This is a genomic window from Sphingobium scionense (assembly GCF_014197035.1).
In the GTDB taxonomy this organism is placed as follows: Bacteria; Pseudomonadota; Alphaproteobacteria; order Sphingomonadales; family Sphingomonadaceae; genus Sphingobium; species Sphingobium scionense.
In genome coordinates this window covers 1-15254 of record NZ_JACIEU010000005.1, presented here as the reverse complement: position 1 = coordinate 15254, position 15254 = coordinate 1, and the positions used below count along the sequence as shown (strand labels likewise).

Annotated in this window: 15 protein-coding genes; 5 read left to right on the top strand and 10 right to left on the bottom strand. The window is 64.9% G+C overall.

Annotated elements, in window-relative coordinates:
• Window positions 1-12: 12 nt before the first annotated feature.
• From GGQ90_RS06575 to GGQ90_RS06550, 6 genes are all read right to left on the bottom strand, one after another.
• Window positions 13-885, bottom strand: a complete 873-nt coding sequence (locus GGQ90_RS06575) for a sugar phosphate isomerase/epimerase family protein (RefSeq protein ID WP_246428154.1) — start codon at window positions 883-885, stop codon at window positions 13-15.
• Between the two features lie 5 nt (window positions 886-890).
• Window positions 891-1304: a nuclear transport factor 2 family protein gene (locus GGQ90_RS06570; RefSeq protein ID WP_188081396.1), complete on the bottom strand. Its 414-nt coding sequence runs from the start codon at window positions 1302-1304 to the stop codon at window positions 891-893.
• Window positions 1301-2977: a class I adenylate-forming enzyme family protein gene (locus GGQ90_RS06565; RefSeq protein WP_188081395.1), complete on the bottom strand. Its 1677-nt coding sequence runs from the start codon at window positions 2975-2977 to the stop codon at window positions 1301-1303. Before GGQ90_RS06565 ends, GGQ90_RS06570 begins: the two co-directional genes overlap by 4 nt.
• Before the next feature lie 3 nt (window positions 2978-2980).
• On the bottom strand, window positions 2981-3964 hold the full coding sequence (acuI, locus tag GGQ90_RS06560; protein WP_188081394.1) for an acrylyl-CoA reductase (NADPH): 984 nt from the start codon (window positions 3962-3964) through the stop codon (window positions 2981-2983).
• 42 nt (window positions 3965-4006) lie between these two features.
• Window positions 4007-4687: a TetR/AcrR family transcriptional regulator gene (locus GGQ90_RS06555; protein WP_188081393.1), complete on the bottom strand. Its 681-nt coding sequence runs from the start codon at window positions 4685-4687 to the stop codon at window positions 4007-4009.
• A 214-nt stretch (window positions 4688-4901) separates the two neighbouring features.
• Window positions 4902-7331, bottom strand: coding sequence for a TonB-dependent receptor (locus tag GGQ90_RS06550; protein WP_188081392.1), 2430 nt, complete (start codon window positions 7329-7331; stop codon window positions 4902-4904).
• A 246-nt stretch (window positions 7332-7577) separates the two neighbouring features.
• On the opposite strand from GGQ90_RS06550, the gene GGQ90_RS06545 reads away from it, so the two are divergent.
• A complete protein-coding gene (locus GGQ90_RS06545; RefSeq protein WP_188081391.1) occupies window positions 7578-8390 on the top strand; it encodes an SDR family NAD(P)-dependent oxidoreductase in 813 nt (270 codons plus the stop codon).
• Between the two features lie 60 nt (window positions 8391-8450).
• Here the strand turns inward: GGQ90_RS06545 and GGQ90_RS06540 are convergent, their stop codons facing one another.
• The 4 genes from GGQ90_RS06540 to GGQ90_RS06525 form a co-directional block, all read right to left on the bottom strand.
• Window positions 8451-8834: a VOC family protein gene (locus tag GGQ90_RS06540; RefSeq protein WP_188081390.1), complete on the bottom strand. Its 384-nt coding sequence runs from the start codon at window positions 8832-8834 to the stop codon at window positions 8451-8453.
• A gap of 95 nt (window positions 8835-8929) precedes the next feature.
• Window positions 8930-9397, bottom strand: a complete 468-nt coding sequence (locus tag GGQ90_RS06535) for a VOC family protein (protein ID WP_188081389.1) — start codon at window positions 9395-9397, stop codon at window positions 8930-8932.
• 3 nt (window positions 9398-9400) lie between these two features.
• Window positions 9401-10552, bottom strand: a complete 1152-nt coding sequence (locus GGQ90_RS06530; RefSeq protein ID WP_188081388.1) for a sulfotransferase family protein — start codon at window positions 10550-10552, stop codon at window positions 9401-9403.
• A gap of 128 nt (window positions 10553-10680) precedes the next feature.
• The gene (locus GGQ90_RS06525) at window positions 10681-11547 is read right to left on the bottom strand and encodes a helix-turn-helix domain-containing protein (RefSeq protein ID WP_188081387.1); all 867 of its coding nucleotides are present in this window, start codon (window positions 11545-11547) and stop codon (window positions 10681-10683) included.
• A gap of 151 nt (window positions 11548-11698) precedes the next feature.
• Here GGQ90_RS06525 and GGQ90_RS06520 point away from each other — a divergent pair, with 151 nt between their 5' ends.
• From GGQ90_RS06520 to cysD, 4 genes are all read left to right on the top strand, one after another.
• Window positions 11699-12520 (top strand): SDR family NAD(P)-dependent oxidoreductase, encoded by an 822-nt coding sequence (locus GGQ90_RS06520; RefSeq protein WP_188081386.1) that lies wholly within the window; start codon window positions 11699-11701, stop codon window positions 12518-12520.
• A 21-nt stretch (window positions 12521-12541) separates the two neighbouring features.
• Complete coding sequence (locus GGQ90_RS06515; protein ID WP_188081385.1) at window positions 12542-13555, top strand: zinc-dependent alcohol dehydrogenase; 1014 nt, start codon at window positions 12542-12544, stop codon at window positions 13553-13555.
• Window positions 13552-14811 (top strand): alkyl sulfatase dimerization domain-containing protein, encoded by a 1260-nt coding sequence (locus GGQ90_RS06510; protein WP_188081384.1) that lies wholly within the window; start codon window positions 13552-13554, stop codon window positions 14809-14811. The genes GGQ90_RS06515 and GGQ90_RS06510 overlap by 4 nt, the downstream gene beginning before the upstream one ends.
• Window positions 14812-14835: 24 nt before the next feature.
• Window positions 14836-15254: sulfate adenylyltransferase subunit CysD (gene cysD, locus GGQ90_RS06505; protein ID WP_188081383.1), on the top strand; the 419-nt coding region annotated here is incomplete at its 3' end.

Here is a 15254-nt window from a genome sequence, read left to right as displayed (position 1 = left end):
CTGATTGAAATCCTATCGCCCGCGCAGATAGGCCATGGCGGCGCGTGCGGCGGCCAGCCCATCTTCGGGATTGTCGACCTCGACATAGCCGGTCGCGCGGGTCAGCCGGGCGATGCGCGGCATCAGCGCGGCATAATCCATCTCGCCACTGCCGGGCGTGACCGCATGGTCGGTGATTGCCGTGCCATGAGTCCGGTCGATGTCCTTCAGATGCATCGACACCACCCGCGGTTCCAGCGCCGCCAGCAGATCGAGCGGCGCCACGCCGGCATACCAGGCCCAGGCCAGGTCGACCTCGAACGAGAGCAGGTCCGGCGCGATCCGGCTGGCCATCAGGTCGAGCGGCCGGTCGCCGTCGATCGGCATCAGATCATACCAATGATTATGATAGGCGAGCGTCAGCCCGACCGCCTTCGCCTTTTTCCCCAGCGCCGCAAGCTGCGGGATATAGGCGTCGAGCGCGGCGCGCGTCGTCTGGCCCAGGGTGCGGCTGGCGATGAAGATCGGCGCGGTGGTCAGCGCGACGATGTTCGCGCCGATCGCCGCCGCCTGATCGAACTGCCGGTCATAGTCCGCGCCACGCACGCCGAGCCGGACGACGCCCACCGTCATGCCGGCATCGCGCACCATGCGGGCCTTGTCCTGCGGCGTGGGTTCGGACGGGTCATTGGCGACATAGGAAGCGAGGCGGAAACCGAACAGGCCATAACCCATCGCCGCCGCGGCGCGCAGTGTGCCGGCATAGTCGCGTGCCAGTTCCTTGCGGACGGTCGTGTCGGCCAGCCCCAGCGTCGGGCCATGCAGCTTTGCCGGGGCATGGCCGGCCAGCATCAACGCTGCAGCGCCGCCCAACAGCAGCGAGCGACGCCCGAGAGGATCAGTCATCCCGGTCATTCCACCCGCGCGAAGGTGACGCGGGCGATACGCCAGCCCGCCGGGGTCAGGCGGAAGCCATCGGCATAGCGCCCCATCACAGTGTCGACCGCGCCGCCACCGCGCCGCTTCAACTTGACCAGCACGGTCCAGTCACCAGTTGCACCGTCCCCGTCAATCTCGATCCGGGGCGAATGGAGCATATGCAGCACCCATTGGCTGTTTCCGGCGATAGCGGTGCAGAGGAAATCGATGATCGCGGCCGCCCCGAGCAACGGCGTCAGGCCATAATCACCCACGAAATCGTCGGTGAAGATGTCGGCGAACAGCGCCCTTGCCCGGTCCGGCGCCTGCGCCGCCAGATCCGCCGCCGCGCAATAGCGCGCCTTGAGATTGGCGATCGCCATGGCCTGCCCGGCCGGGTCGGTCACGCCGCCTCGACCTCCAGCCGCTTGACCACCAATGCCTTGAGGTCGGCGGTCTTGATCTTTGCGCTGCCAGTCAGTTCCAGATCGCTCTCGGCAAAGAAGAGGACGCGGCGGGGCACCTTGAAGCTGGCAAGCTGTTCCTTCGCGAAACCGCGAATGCCGTCCTCATCCAGTATGGCGCCTTCGTGCGGGACGATGCAGGTCACCACCAGTTCGCCCAGCGTCTCATGCGGCACGCCCACGGTCTGGGTCACCTTGACGCCCGGACAGGTCTTGATGATGCTGTCGATCTCGATCGGCGAGACATTGGCGCCGCCGGTCTTGATGATGTCGTTGAGCCGCCCTTCCCAGTGCAGCCGCCCTTCGGTGTCGAACCAGCCGCCGTCGCCGGTGCGGAAGAAGCCTTCGCCATCGACCGAATCATCGAGCGGGATGCCGACATAGCCCAGCATCAAGGTCGGCCCCTTGACCGCGATCTCGCCCCGTTCACCGAGCGGCACGACCGCGCCGGTCAGCGGGTAGACGATCTTGAAGATGTTGCCGGGCAGCGGCGCGCCATGGCTGCCGGCGATCCGCTCCTCGGGCGTGCCCGACGGAAAGATCGAGCTGATGGTGAAGGTTTCGGTATTGCCATAGGCGGCCATCGGCTCCTGCCAGTTTGTGCTGACGGTCGGATGGCGGCCGAGCGGATTGGCCGGGTTCACATAATAGAGCGAGGACAGGTCGACATCGCCCCAATTGGGTGCAGCTTCGAGCTGCGCCCATTGATGTGGCCAGGCGAAGGCCATGGTCGCCTTTTCTTCCTCCATCAGGCTCAGCGCCTCAGCCGGCTGGAACGTCTGTTGCAGGATCAGGCTGCCGCCGCCGGTCAGCGCGCCGCCGATCGCCATGCAAAAATTGCCCGACCAGAAAAAGCCATTGGCCGACCAGGCGCGCGCATCGGGCTTGGCCTGAAGAAAACGCTTCCAGCGCCAGAGCTGGAGCGTCGGGCCGCGATGGGCGCTGATGATGCCCTTGGGCTTGGCGGTGGAGCCGGAGGAGAAGAAGAGCACGCCCGGATCGGCCGGCATGACGGTGGCGGCGATCGCATCGACCAGCGCCTGATCGACCGCATCACCGCGCGCCAGGAAGTGGCTCCAGCCCTCGATCCGCCCCATCGCCCCGTCGACGGTGACGAGATGGCGCAGGAAGGGGAAGCGGGTGGAGACCAGCCGGCCGTCGCCCGCGACCCCGATCGCCGGCTCCAGATCGGCCAGGATCGCGCCGAAATCCTTCTTCAGCACCGCGCGTTCGAGCAGTAGGACGGAGCAGGCGGAGGACTGGACCAGATGGTCGAGTTCGGCCGGGGTCGAGAAGGTGCTGAGCGTCGCGGCAACGCCGCCGGCGAGCGCCACGCCGAACACGGCCGAGAGAAATTCCGGCCGGTTGGTCATCAGCACGCCGACGCGCGTCCCTTTGCCGACGCCACAGGCGACCAGCGACCGGGCGACCGCATTGGCCTGCGCCCACAGATCGTCATGGGTCCAGCGGACCACGCCATCGGGTCCGTGGAAGACCAGCGCCTCCCGCCCGGCATGGGCCTGCGTGACTTCCCGCAGCCAGCCGCCGAGCGTCAGCGTGCCTAGGCCCTCCTCTTCAGAGAGAGGCGGGCCGGCGACGATCGAGAGCGCAGCCATCGGTTAGCGATTGACGTCGACGATGACGCGACCGCGCACCTTGCCGGCGAGCAGATCGGCGGCGACGCCGATCGCATCGCCCAGGCTGATTTCCTGCGCGATCACCTCCAGCAGCACCGGGTCGAGATCGCGCGCCAGCCGCGCCCAGGCGGCGAGGCGCACGGGCTTGGGCGCCATCACGCTGTCGACGCCGAGCAGGCGCACGCCACGCAGGATGAAGGGCATAACGGTCGCCGGGAAATCGGCGCCTTGGGCAAGGCCACAAGCCGCCACCGCGCCGCCATAGCGGGTCTGGGCGCAGGCATTGGCAAGGGTGAAGCTGCCGACCGAGTCGACCACCCCGGCCCAGCGTTCCTTCTGCAGCGGCTTGCCCTTTTCCGACAATTCGGCGCGGTCGATCACACCGTCGGCGCCCAGCGTCTTGAGATAGTCGCCTTCGGCCGACTTGCCGGTCGAGCCGATCACGGTGAAGCCCGCCTTCTTGAGCAAAGCGACGGCAACGCTGCCGACGCCGCCGGTCGCGCCAGTGACGAGGATTTCGCCCTGGTCTGGGCTCACGCCCGCCTTCACCAGAGCCTCGACGCAGAGCGCCGCCGTGTAGCCGGCGGTGCCGATCGCCATCGCCTGTTTGGGCGTGAAGGCGCCGGGCAGCGGCACCAGCCAGTCGCCCTTCAACCGGGCAACCTGGGAGAGGCCGCCCCAATGGCCCTCGCCCACGCCCCAGCCGTTCAGCACCACCTTGTCGCCGGCCTTCCAGTCGCCATGGTCGGAACTGCGGACGGTGCCGACCAGATCGATGCCCGGCACCATCGGGAATTTGCGCACCACCGGCGAGGCGCCGGTGATCGCCAGACCATCCTTGTAGTTCAGCGTCGAATAATCGACGTCGATGGTGACATCGCCCTCAGGCAGCTGCGCCTCATCGACCTGGGCGAGCGAGACGCTCTGCTTGTCGTCGGTCTTTTCGATCAGGATGGCGGAAAACATGCGGTCGGTCCTTCTTGAAGAGAGAAAGGGAAATCGGGCAACCTATCCCTGGGCGGCCTTGGGAAACGGAGCGAGCGGACGGCCAAGCCGTTCGGCGATGTCGGGAAATTTGTCGCTACGCATCGATCCGAACATGCACAGACGCAGGCATTCCTGGGCGAGGCGGCGGCCGAGCGCGCGCCGCTCGCCCTCTTCGCGCGCATGGCTGCGCGCCCAGATCGGCCAGAGAAAGGCGCCGGCCAGCATCAGCACCGACAGGACTTCGGCATCGACATGATCCTCGGCCATGTCGCTGTTGGCGAAACGCTGGAGCGACCCTTCATATTCGCGCCAGAAAGGATCCGACATCGGGTCGGGCGAGGCCAGCAATTGCAGCAGCCAGATGCGGCAAAGCTCCGGATTGTCCATCGCGAATTGTGCCAGACGATCGGTCGTGTCGGCAATGTCGACTTCTTCCACCCGGCGCTCGCCAATGGTCTCGGGATCGCCGAACACGGAACGAAACATGCGCTCCGACACCCAGTCTGCGGTCGCCTCGATCAGCTTCTCGCGCGTCTCGAAATGCTGATAGGCGGTACCGCGATTGACCCCGGCGAGATGGGCGACTTCCGACAGGCTGACGCCATCCGGGCCATCCTTGGCCAGCAGCGCACGGGCTGCTTCCAATATGGCCTCGCGGGTCGCCACGGGATCGCGGGCGCGCCTTTTCCGAATGTCCGTCATGCTGCCTCACCTAGGTTGATCGTTCAGAGCCTATAATGATCAGCCCTGTTGATCGGCTCCATCCCTGCCCGCTCCGGGGCCAGAGTCAATCGCTGCGGCCCGGCGGCCGCACCCTCATCGCTCCCGCGAAGGTGTGGGGAGGCCTCAAACGCCGATCGGCCGGACAACCCCCTGGGGCTGCCCGGCCGATCGTCTGGCCCTTGGCGCGGATGGATCAGCGCGAACCGAAGGCGAAGCGAAGGTTGATGCCGATCTCGCGCGGCGGGGTGACCGTGGCACCGGTATAGGTGCTGGTATAGGTCGCAGCCGCCGTGGTCGCCCCCGTCGCCGTGAAGCCGGTGATCTGCTGATAGCCGGTGAAGAGCGGCGTGGTCCGCGTCAGCACCTTGGTCGTGTCGAACAGATTCTTGGCGAACAGCGAGATTTCCCAGCCGCCATCCGGATCACGCAGACCGGCATAGAGGTTGACCAACGCATAGGCGCTGACATCGTCATAATTATTGCCCGGATCGCCCTTCGACTTGCCATTATAGTTGAGCAGACCACGGATGAAGCCGTCGGTCTTGCCCGAAATGGCAGTATGGAATTCACTCTGCAGCGTGGCGGTGATCGGCGGCAGGAAGGCCGCGCGCTGGCTCACGGCGCAAGCCGACAGATTGTCGGCCCCGACCGCGCCCTGCAGTTCCGCCAGGCTCGGCGCATTGCCGACCGGATCGGGGATGCCGTCACCGTTCAGATCATTGCACGGAATGGTGCCGTTCTTGATCTTGCCGAGCGAATAGCTGCCGGTCAGGTTGACGTTCCAGCTGCGCGTGATGTCGAAGCCCAGTTCGCTTTCCACGCCGTTCACCTCGACCGGGACGGCGCCCACGAAGTTGAACGAGCCGACCTGCTGCGCGGTGCCGGTCACCTGGCCGGCCGCATTGCGGACGGCGACGGTGTTCACATAGTAAACGCCGTTGTTCGGCACGCGATAGGGGAAGTTCTTGTACTTCTGATGATAGGCGGTGACGTTGAAGCGCATCCGCCCGCCCATCAGCGTGCTCTTGAAGCCCAGCTCATAGGATTTGGAGGTTTCAGGCGGCAGGTCGAGGAAGGAACGCTCCAGCGCCGACGGCGCGATATTGAAGTCGCCCACCACGTTGATGCCCGGACGGAAGGAACTGCCGGTGGCGGCATAGACCAGGAAGTCCGGCGTGAAATTATGCTTGAGCGACGCGCTGTAGATCAGCTTGTCGGCATCCTGCGAGTCCGCGGCGATGGTGTTGCCGTTGACCGCCAGATAATTGTTCGACTTGTATTTGATCTGGCGCAGGCCACCCGCCAGTTCGGTCGCTTCGCCGAAATGCGCGGTCAGGTTACCGAAGAAGGACTGCTCGTGCGCCTTGCCCGTGCGGTCGATCTCGGTCTGAACGACAGAGGCGATACGACCGCCCAGGGCAGCCGGCAAACGCACGATGGTCGGCGAGGTCAGATGGGTCGGCGGGTTGAGCTTGTCGTCGAAGAAGCCGATGACATAGTCGAACATGTCGAACACACGTTCTTCATTCTGCAACCGGATTTCGTGCGAGGTTTCCTTCGCCACCGTGTCGGTGACCTGGTTGACATCGCGGCCGACGAAGAAATTGCCGTCATCGACATTGTCGGTCGAATGGAACTTCTGCTTGGTATACATGCCCTGATAGATCAGCCGCTGGCCGGCAAAGGCCAGTTCCGACCGCCAGTTGAAGATGTCGAAGCGCTGGTTGATGATGCGCGGCTGCTCCTGGATCGACAGGCGATCCTTCGCCGTGATCAGCACCGGGCTGGGCGTGGCATTGGGATTGGCCTCGCTGAAGGAAATCGCCTGGTCATAGGTCCGCGCATCACGGTCCATATATTGATAGGTGCCCTCCAGCTTCAGCCAGTCGGTCGGCTCGATCGTGCCGACGATCCGGGTGCTCTTGGTACGCGACCAGGGGCTCGGTCCGCCGCTGAGCGGGCGGACGCGATCGGCATCATCCTCGTTCCAGACGCCCGATACCCGGATGCCGGCAATCCCTTCGATGATCGGCAGGTTCAGCGCGCCCTTGAAGTTCAGCGTGCCGATATTGTTGCCGGTCCAGTCGATGGCGCCACCGAACTGATTGAGGTCGGGCTTGCGGGTGGTGATGGTGATCGAACCCGACGGCGAAGCACGGCCGCGCAACGTGCCTTGCGGCCCGCGCTGCACTTCGATCTGGCCGATGTCATACATCTGCTGCAGCACCGCGCCCGGCGACAGGGGCGCGTCGTTGAAATAGAATTGGATCGTGCCGCTGTTGCCGCTGGCATTGGCGTCGAAATTCACGCCGCGCAGGCGCGCATTGCCGCCGATGCCGTTGGCATTGTTGGTCAGCTCAAGGCCCGGCGCCAGCGCCTGAACCTCGTTGAAGGTGCGGATGTTGAGGTTGCCGATCGCCTGTTCGGTGACCGCGTTGACCACCGCCGGCACGTCCTGAATGTCTTCGCCGCGACGACGCGCCTCGACGATGATGATCTGCGGATCGAACCCGGCGTTGGCGGCAGCCGCCTGCTCCTCGGGCGCCTGGGCAAGAGCCGGCGTCGCGATGGTGAGTGCCGCGACACTCGCGCCGATCAAATAATAGGCCGACATGCGATTCATAATAGAAGCCTCCCCAAATAAACATCATGTTGACTATTGAGTCACCATTGATGCAGTGATCTTTTTTGCTTTGGTTGATTCTCGTTATGCCTGATATCGGCGCCCCGAGAAGCCCGCCCCTCCCGAAAACGACGACATATCGCCATCGCGATTCCACCTGATCGCCACTGATCCCCGGGGCGATTTGCCTCCCCCCTTTTCCCCTGCATGATGGCCAGCCGATGGCCGATGAGGGGGGCGAACGCAATGGACATGCAACTGACGGGAAGAGTCGCGATCGTCACCGGGGCGACCGCCAATATCGGCCGGGCCATCAGCCTGGGGCTGGCGGCCGAAGGCGCAGCGCTGGTCGCAGTCGGACGCGATGTGGATGCGGGCGCCCGGCTGGTGGACCAAGCCATCGCCGCCGGTACGGAAAAGGCGCGCTTCGTGGCGGCAGATCTTGGCGACCCCGCCGCACCGGCGCTCATCATGGCGGCGGCATCGGAACTGGGCGATGTCGCCATCCTCATCAACAATGTCGGTGGCAATGTCGGCGCAGGCTTCTTTGCCGACTCCGATCCGGCGAGCTGGGCCGGTGACATCGACCTCAACCTGGGCACGATGCTGCGCATGACCCATGCGGTGCTGCCCGACATGATCGCACGCAAGACAGGCGCGATCGTCAATATCGGGTCGACGGCGGGACTCGTCGGCGACTATATGTTGCCGGTCTATTCGGCCGCCAAGGCGGCAGTCCATGGCTTTACCAAGGTGCTGGCCAAGGAGGTCGGCCAGCACGGCGTGCGTGTCAATTGCGTCGCCCCCTATGGCACGGTCTCGCGCGACCCCGCCGCCTTCAGCAAGGGCAGCCGATTTCACCCCGACAGCAACTTCTTTGGCAGAGCCTTTGCCAGCACCAGCCCGAAAGACATGGAAAAAAGGTCGCGCCAGACGGTGCTGGGCCGCCCCGTCGCCTATGCCGAGGAGGTTGCCTCACTCGCCGTCTATCTGGCGTCGGACCAGGCCGGCTTCATCACCGGCCAGGTCTATCCGGTGGATGGCGGCAGCCTGCTCTGACGCAAAAAGGCCCGGCCTCTTGATGGGGCCGGGCCTTTTGACCAAGTCGTCCGGCGCGGATCAGACCTCGGGCGGTCCGAAGCGGAAGATCGTCATCTTGTTGCCGTCGAGGTCACGGAAATAGGCGCCGTAGAAGCCGTTGGGGTCATCGCCGCGGATCCCCGGCTTGCCCTCGCACTTGCCGCCCAGTTCGAGCGCGCGCGCATGGACCGCATCGACCTGCGCCCGGCTATCCGCCTGGATGCCGACCTGATTGCCATTGCCCGGCGTCGCATCCCCCGCGAACGGAATGCCGATCAGCAGCATGCCGCCCTCGGCCGTCTTGTAGGCGACCAGATCGGGCCGGTCATAGGCGCGCACCGCGCCCAGCAGTTCGGCAATGCCATCATAGAATGTTTTCGCGCCGTCGAGGTCGCGGGTGCCGAAACGGGCCATGCTGATCATATTCGCTCTCCCTTTCAAAGCATCGCGCGCAAAAGTAGGAACCGGTTTTGCGCAACAGCGATGCGACAACAAAGACCTGGAGCGCGCAGCGCGCTCTAGAGGCCGCCCATGCCTTTCCAGCGGTCCGACCCCATCCACACATATTCGACATAATGGCCCAGCCAGGGCCTTGTATCGAGATAGACGAATTCCAGCATGCCCGGCGTCCCGCCCTTCAGCACCACCGGATAAGACTGCTGCTCGACCCGCGCCATGAAGGCGGCCCAGTCGTCGACCCGGTTGCAGATGTGATGGAAGACCAGCCGATCGTCGTCGGGCAGCGCGTCGCGATAAAGCGCCAGCACATCGCCCGATATCGGCTGGATCAGTTCGAACTGCATGTCGTCGACCCAGACGAAGGCAAGCTTCTGCACCCCCTGCCCCTCGCCGTGCGGCGTCCAGAGCTGCACCGGCACCTCGATCTCCGACAGGGAGCGGACGTCCGCCTGATCGCGGAACTGGGCGACGGCCTTGTCGACATTGCGGGTGACATAGGCGTTCTGGAAATGATGGCCGGTCAGCATGGCTCAACCCTCCCGCGCGACGTCATGGCGCGCCAGATAGCGCTCGAAATGCGGCGTCAATTGTTCGACCGACAGGCCATATTGGGCGAGCTTATAGTCATGACTGCCAAATTTTCCCTGCGGATTATCGTCCAGCCAGGCCTGCATCGCGACCTCTGCCTCCGGCGTGAAATCGTCGCCCAGCGCCGCATAGAGCCGCCGCATCGTGCCGATCGGATCGATGGTGAGGTCGGCATAATGGACGTCGACCATGCTGTCCTCGCCCAGCCGCTCGCGCGCATCCATGATGCGGTCGGCATGCAGCTTCGCCTGATAGGTGCAATTCTCCGCCAGCCACTCGCCGTCGACTCGGCCGGTAAAGGCCATCTGTCCCAGGCTGATGATCGAACAGAAACTGCCCATGGCGGTATAGGGATCGCGATGGGTCCAGATGAAGCGCGCATCGGGATAGATTTTGCGGATCGTCTCGATCCACAGGCTGTGGCTCGGCATTTTGAGGTTCCACACGCCCGGCGCATCGGCCTGCAGCAATTGCAGGAAGCGTTTGTGATACTCGTAAGCCGACGTCATGTCGGTGGAGAAGAGCCAGTCGCGATAGTTGGGCAGTTTGCCCCGCGATTCCAGCGCCAGCGCCTTGAAATCATGCGCCATGAAGAAGATGCATTCATTGGGATAGACGGCCGAATTGCGATAATATTTGCCCATGTCCGGCCGGGCGGCGAGCATCGCCTTTTCCTGTTCCAGCCGGGCGATGGCGCGCGGATCGCTCTTGAGCGTCGCGCTGGTCGCCGGCGGCACCGGCTCGTCAATCTCCCAGGTCAGGGGCGATCGCCGGGCCGGATCGCAGGCCAGCAGATTGCTCAGCAGCGTCGTGCCGGTGCGCGGAATGCCGAAGACGAAGACCGGCCGCTCGACCGGCCGCTCCAGCAGTTCGGGCCGCTGCGCCAGATAGTCAGTGGTCCTGAGGCGATTGGACAGGAGGTCGACGACATTGGCCTCCATCCGCGCATGGCCGCCGTCGGACAGGCCGGCCTGGTTCGCGTCGGCGAGCAATATGTCCAGCCCTTCGCGATAACTGTCGGAATCGAAGCGATCGAGGCCGGTGGCCTTGATCGCGCGGTCGATCAGCGCGTCGGCAACCAAAGCTGCGCCCATGGCATATCTCTCCTGATGGTCTTTTGCCGCCATCATGGGCGGCAGGGCGACAGGCGCCAATGCCACCCGATGAAGCGGCCCGGCCGCACTATCGATATCGGGCCATATCAGAAGAATGGCGTCCGCCCCTATCGCGGGCGCGATGTCAGATGCTGGCGAAACTGGCGCGGCGTCGCCCCGGTGGCGCGGCGAAAGGCGAAGGCGAAGCTGGAGGGCGAGGCGAATCCGAGCGCGAAGGCGATTTCCTTGATGCTCTCGCTCGACCCCAGATAGCGTTTGGCGACATCGATCCGGCACTGGACGATATAGTCGCCGATCGAACAGCCCCGGCTGGCGCGAAAGCCGCGCGTCAGTTGCCGCACCGACAGGTTGCACAGTGCCGCCAATTCCTCCAGCGAGGGCGCAGCCCCGCCCAGTTGCAGCCGCTCGTCGATCCGCCGCAACCGCCAGGTGGCAAGGCCCCCGGTCGCCGGTCCCTCGGCGATCGCCTGGCAATAGCGCGCCACCTCGATCGCCAGTTGCCCGGCGATCAACTCGGCCAGCACGATGCTGCCCGCCCCCGGCCGGTTCACCTCCTCCGCCAGGCGGAACAGGCAGGCACGCATATGCGGATGGGCGATGTCGAGACAGGCGGCGAGGCGACTGTCGGTCCATTCGATCGGCCCGTCGAGCCAGCGGTCGATCCCCTCCGCCTTGATCTCGCACACGACCGAAGACTGGCGACCCTCTCCTTCGGTCCGCAACCGCAACGCCTGCCCCGGCGGCACCAGGAAAATCTCGCCCAGTCGCTCATAGCGATGCGGCCCCCAATGGTCGGCATAGCAGCCGCGCACTCGCTCGGGCCGGGGGGTCAGGCACATGTCGAGCCAATAATGGCGCTCGCGCCGGAAAATGCGGTCGGTCGGCCCGGCCAGGTCGAGCCGCATGATGCGCGCCTGCGCCTGTGGCACCGCAATCTCGGCCTCGAAAACCGACCTGGCATAGGATTCCGGCATCGCTCCCCCGCTCCCTGGCCATGTTTGGCCCTATCGCAGCACTATGTCCCATTCTCGATACTCTGGTCAATTGCATCGGCGCCGGAGTCGCCCCCATCCTTGAGCCATCAGGCAAGCCGCCAACGATGCGGTACCCTATGGAGAGAGATGAATGGCACAGGGTCTTTTCGACTGCACAAGCAAGGTCACGCTGGTCACCGGCGGCAATGGCGGCATTGGCCTGGGCTTCGCGATGGGCGTCGCCAAGATGGGCGGCGACATCGCGATCTGGGCGCGCAACGCGGACAAGAACGAAGCCGCCGCCGCCGCCCTGCGCGAAGCAGGCGCCGGCCGGGTCGAAACCTATCAGGTCGATGTCGCGTCGGAAGAAGCGATCGTCGACGGCTATGCCAAATTGCTCGCCGATTTCGGCCGCATCGACTGCGTCTTCGCCAATTCGGGCCGCGCCTCGCGTTCGCGCTCGGTGCTGACGCTGGATTCGGCCGAATGGCATGACCTGCTGGCGGTCAACCTGCACGGCGCCTTCTTCACCCTGCGCGAAGGCGCCAAGGCGATGGTCGCCCGCGCCGAAGCTGGCGAGCCGGGCGGCAGCCTGGTCTATTGCGGCAGCCTGTCGATGTTCCACGGCATTGCCGGGATCAACAATTATGCCGCGTCGAAGGGCGGCATGGGTGCGGCCGTGCGCGGCATGGCGGCGGAACTGGGCAAGTACGAGATCCGCGCCAACAGCATCGCGCCGGGCTATATCAAGACCGGCATCGGCGGGGATGGCGAGATGAGTCCGGAGATGCAGGCCCGCATGGCCGCCGTCGACGCCCATTTCTCGGCCAAGACGCCGATTCACCGCCCCGGCGCGATCGAGGATTTCGAGGGCATCGGCGCCTATCTCGCGTCCGACGCCTCGCGTTACCATAGCGGCGACACGATCGTCATCGACGGCGGCAGCCTGGTCTACCCGCCCTACGCCTTCTGAGTTGATCGAAGGAGCGATCCGATGCACCTGCTCAACATCCATGATGTGAACGATGTCCGGCTCGACGCCTATCAGCGGCCCGAGCCGGGTCCGAAAGACGTCGTCGTGAAGATGAAGGCCTGCGGCATTTGCGGCAGCGACCTCAGCTATATCAAGAATGGCGGCATTCCCGGCCCCGGCAAGCTGACCGCGCTCGGCCATGAAGGCGCGGGCGAGATCATGATCGTCGGCGATGAAGTGGCGGGCGTCAGCGTCGGCCAGAGCGTCATCATCAACCCGATGATGACCCCCAGCTTCATCGGCAGCGGCGGACCGGAAGGCGCCTTTACCGAGGAATTGCTGGTCCGCGACGCGCGGCTGGGCGACAGCCTGCTGCCGATCCCTGACGGCATCCCCTATGACGTCGCCGCCATGTGCGAGCCGCTGTCGGTGGCGATGCACGGCGTCAACCGGGCGCAGGCCAAGGCCGGCGACAAGGTGGTGATCTTCGGCTGCGGCCCGATCGGCCTTGGCATGGTGCTCTGGGCGATCGACCGGGGTTGCCAGGATGTGATCGCGCTCGATCTGGCCGAGGAACGGCTGGAGCGCGCCCGTGCGCTCGGCGCCCACACCATCAACCCGGCCAAGGAGGATGTGATCGCCCGGATCAAGGCGATCCACGGCACCACCACCGTGTTCGGCCGCGAAAAGTCGCAGACCGACGCCTATATCGACGCCGCCGGCGCGCCCTCCATCCTGTCCGACGTGATCGCCATGGCCAAGACCCATGCCCGCCATGTCATCACTGCTGCCTATATGAAGCCGATCGAGCTGCCCGCAGGCCCGATGCTGACGACGGAAATGACGATCACCACGGCGGTCGGCTATCCGACCGAAATGCCTGATGTGATCGCCGCCATGCCGCGCCTGAAGGACAAGATCGCGGCGCTTATCAGCCACAAACTGCCCTTTGCGCGGGTGCTGGAGGGCCTGGACATCGCCGCCCGTCCGCAATCCGCCAAGGTCATGATCGAGTTTGAGGGAGCCGTCGCATGAGCACGCCATCCACCGCAGAGAAGCCGCAGACACCGTTGGGCGCTTTGGTCATGGCCGGACAAGGCCAGACCGACGCGGAAGCGATCACCGATACCATCTTCATGGTGAAGGATATTTCCAACGCCTATCTGGTGACGACGGCCGATGGCGACCTGCTGGTCAATACCGGCTTCCTGGGCAATGGCGCGCGCAACAAGGGGCTGTTCGCCCCGCACCGCACCGGCGCGCTGAAACGCATCATCGTCACCCAGGCCCATCCCGACCATTATGGCGCCCTGCCCGACCAGCAGGAGCCGGGCACGGAGGTCATCACGGGTGTCAACTTCGTCGACACGGAAGATTATTTCGACCGGCTCGGCCCGTTCCTCGGCATCCGCTCGGGCAAGCTCTGGGCATCGATGACCCGGCGCGATGGCCCGCCGCCCAAGCCGCCCCGCATCATTCCTGATCGCATGGTCGAGACTGTCCATGCCTTCGAACAGGGCGGCCGCAAGTTCGAGGTGGTGAAGACGCCGGGCGGCGAAACGCTCTGCTCGGTGTTCGTCTGGATGCCCGAGGAAAAGACGATCTTCACCGGCAATCTGTTCGGCCCGGTGTGGCGCTCCATGCCCAATCTGGTGACGATGCGCGGCGATCGGCCCCGGCTAGTGCGCGCCTATCTCCAGTCGCTGGAACATGTCCGGTCGCTCCAGCCCGAACTGGTCATCACCGGCCATGGCGATCCGATCCGCGGCGCGGACACGATCCGCGCCAATCTCGACCAGATGCACGCCGCCGTCACCTATATCGAGCGCGAGACGATCGCCGGCATGAATGCCGGCCGCCATGTCCAGGATCTGATGCGCGAAATCATTCTGCCCGAGGATATCCGCATCGGCGAATTCCATGGCAAGACCAGCTGGGTCGTCCGCGCCATCTGGGAGGAAAATGCCGGCTGGTTCCATTATGAGGATGGCACCACCGCCCTTTATGGCGTGCCGCGCCCGGCCGTCTATCCCGACCTTGTCGAACTGGCCGGTGGCGCCGGGGCACTCGCCGCCCGCGCCCATGTCCATGCTGCGGCGGGGCGCCCGCTCGAAGCGCTGCACCTGCTCGATATCGCGCTGGGCGTCGCGCCCGACCATGAGGCAGCGCTGACCATCAAGAAGGCCGCGCTCGAACAATTGCTCGCCCGCAGCGGCGGCACCAACCTGTCCGAAACCATGTGGCTGAAGGCGGAAATCGCCGACGCCGAAAAGCGGCTCCCGGCCGCCTGACCCCCATTTTCAGGAAGCACAATCATGGCACGCAGTCTTACCCATTTGGAGCGCCTGGAGGCGGAGAGCATACATATATTGCGGGAGGTGGTGTCGGAGGCGGAGCGGCCTGTGATGCTCTATTCGGTGGGCAAGGATTCGGCGGTGATGCTGCATCTGGCGAAGAAGGCCTTCTATCCCTCGCCCCCGCCCTTCCCGCTGCTCCATGTCGACACCACCTGGAAGTTCAAGGCGATGTACGACCTGCGCGACAAGGCTGCGCGCGACGCGGGCATGGAGCTGCTGGTCCATCATAATCCCGAGGCGCAGGCGCGCGGCATCAACCCGTTCGACCATGGCGCGCTCCATACCGACATGTGGAAGACGGAGGGGTTGAAGCAGGCGCTCGACAAGTTCGGCTTCGACGCGGCCTTTGGCGGCGCGCGCCGCGACGAGGAGAAGAG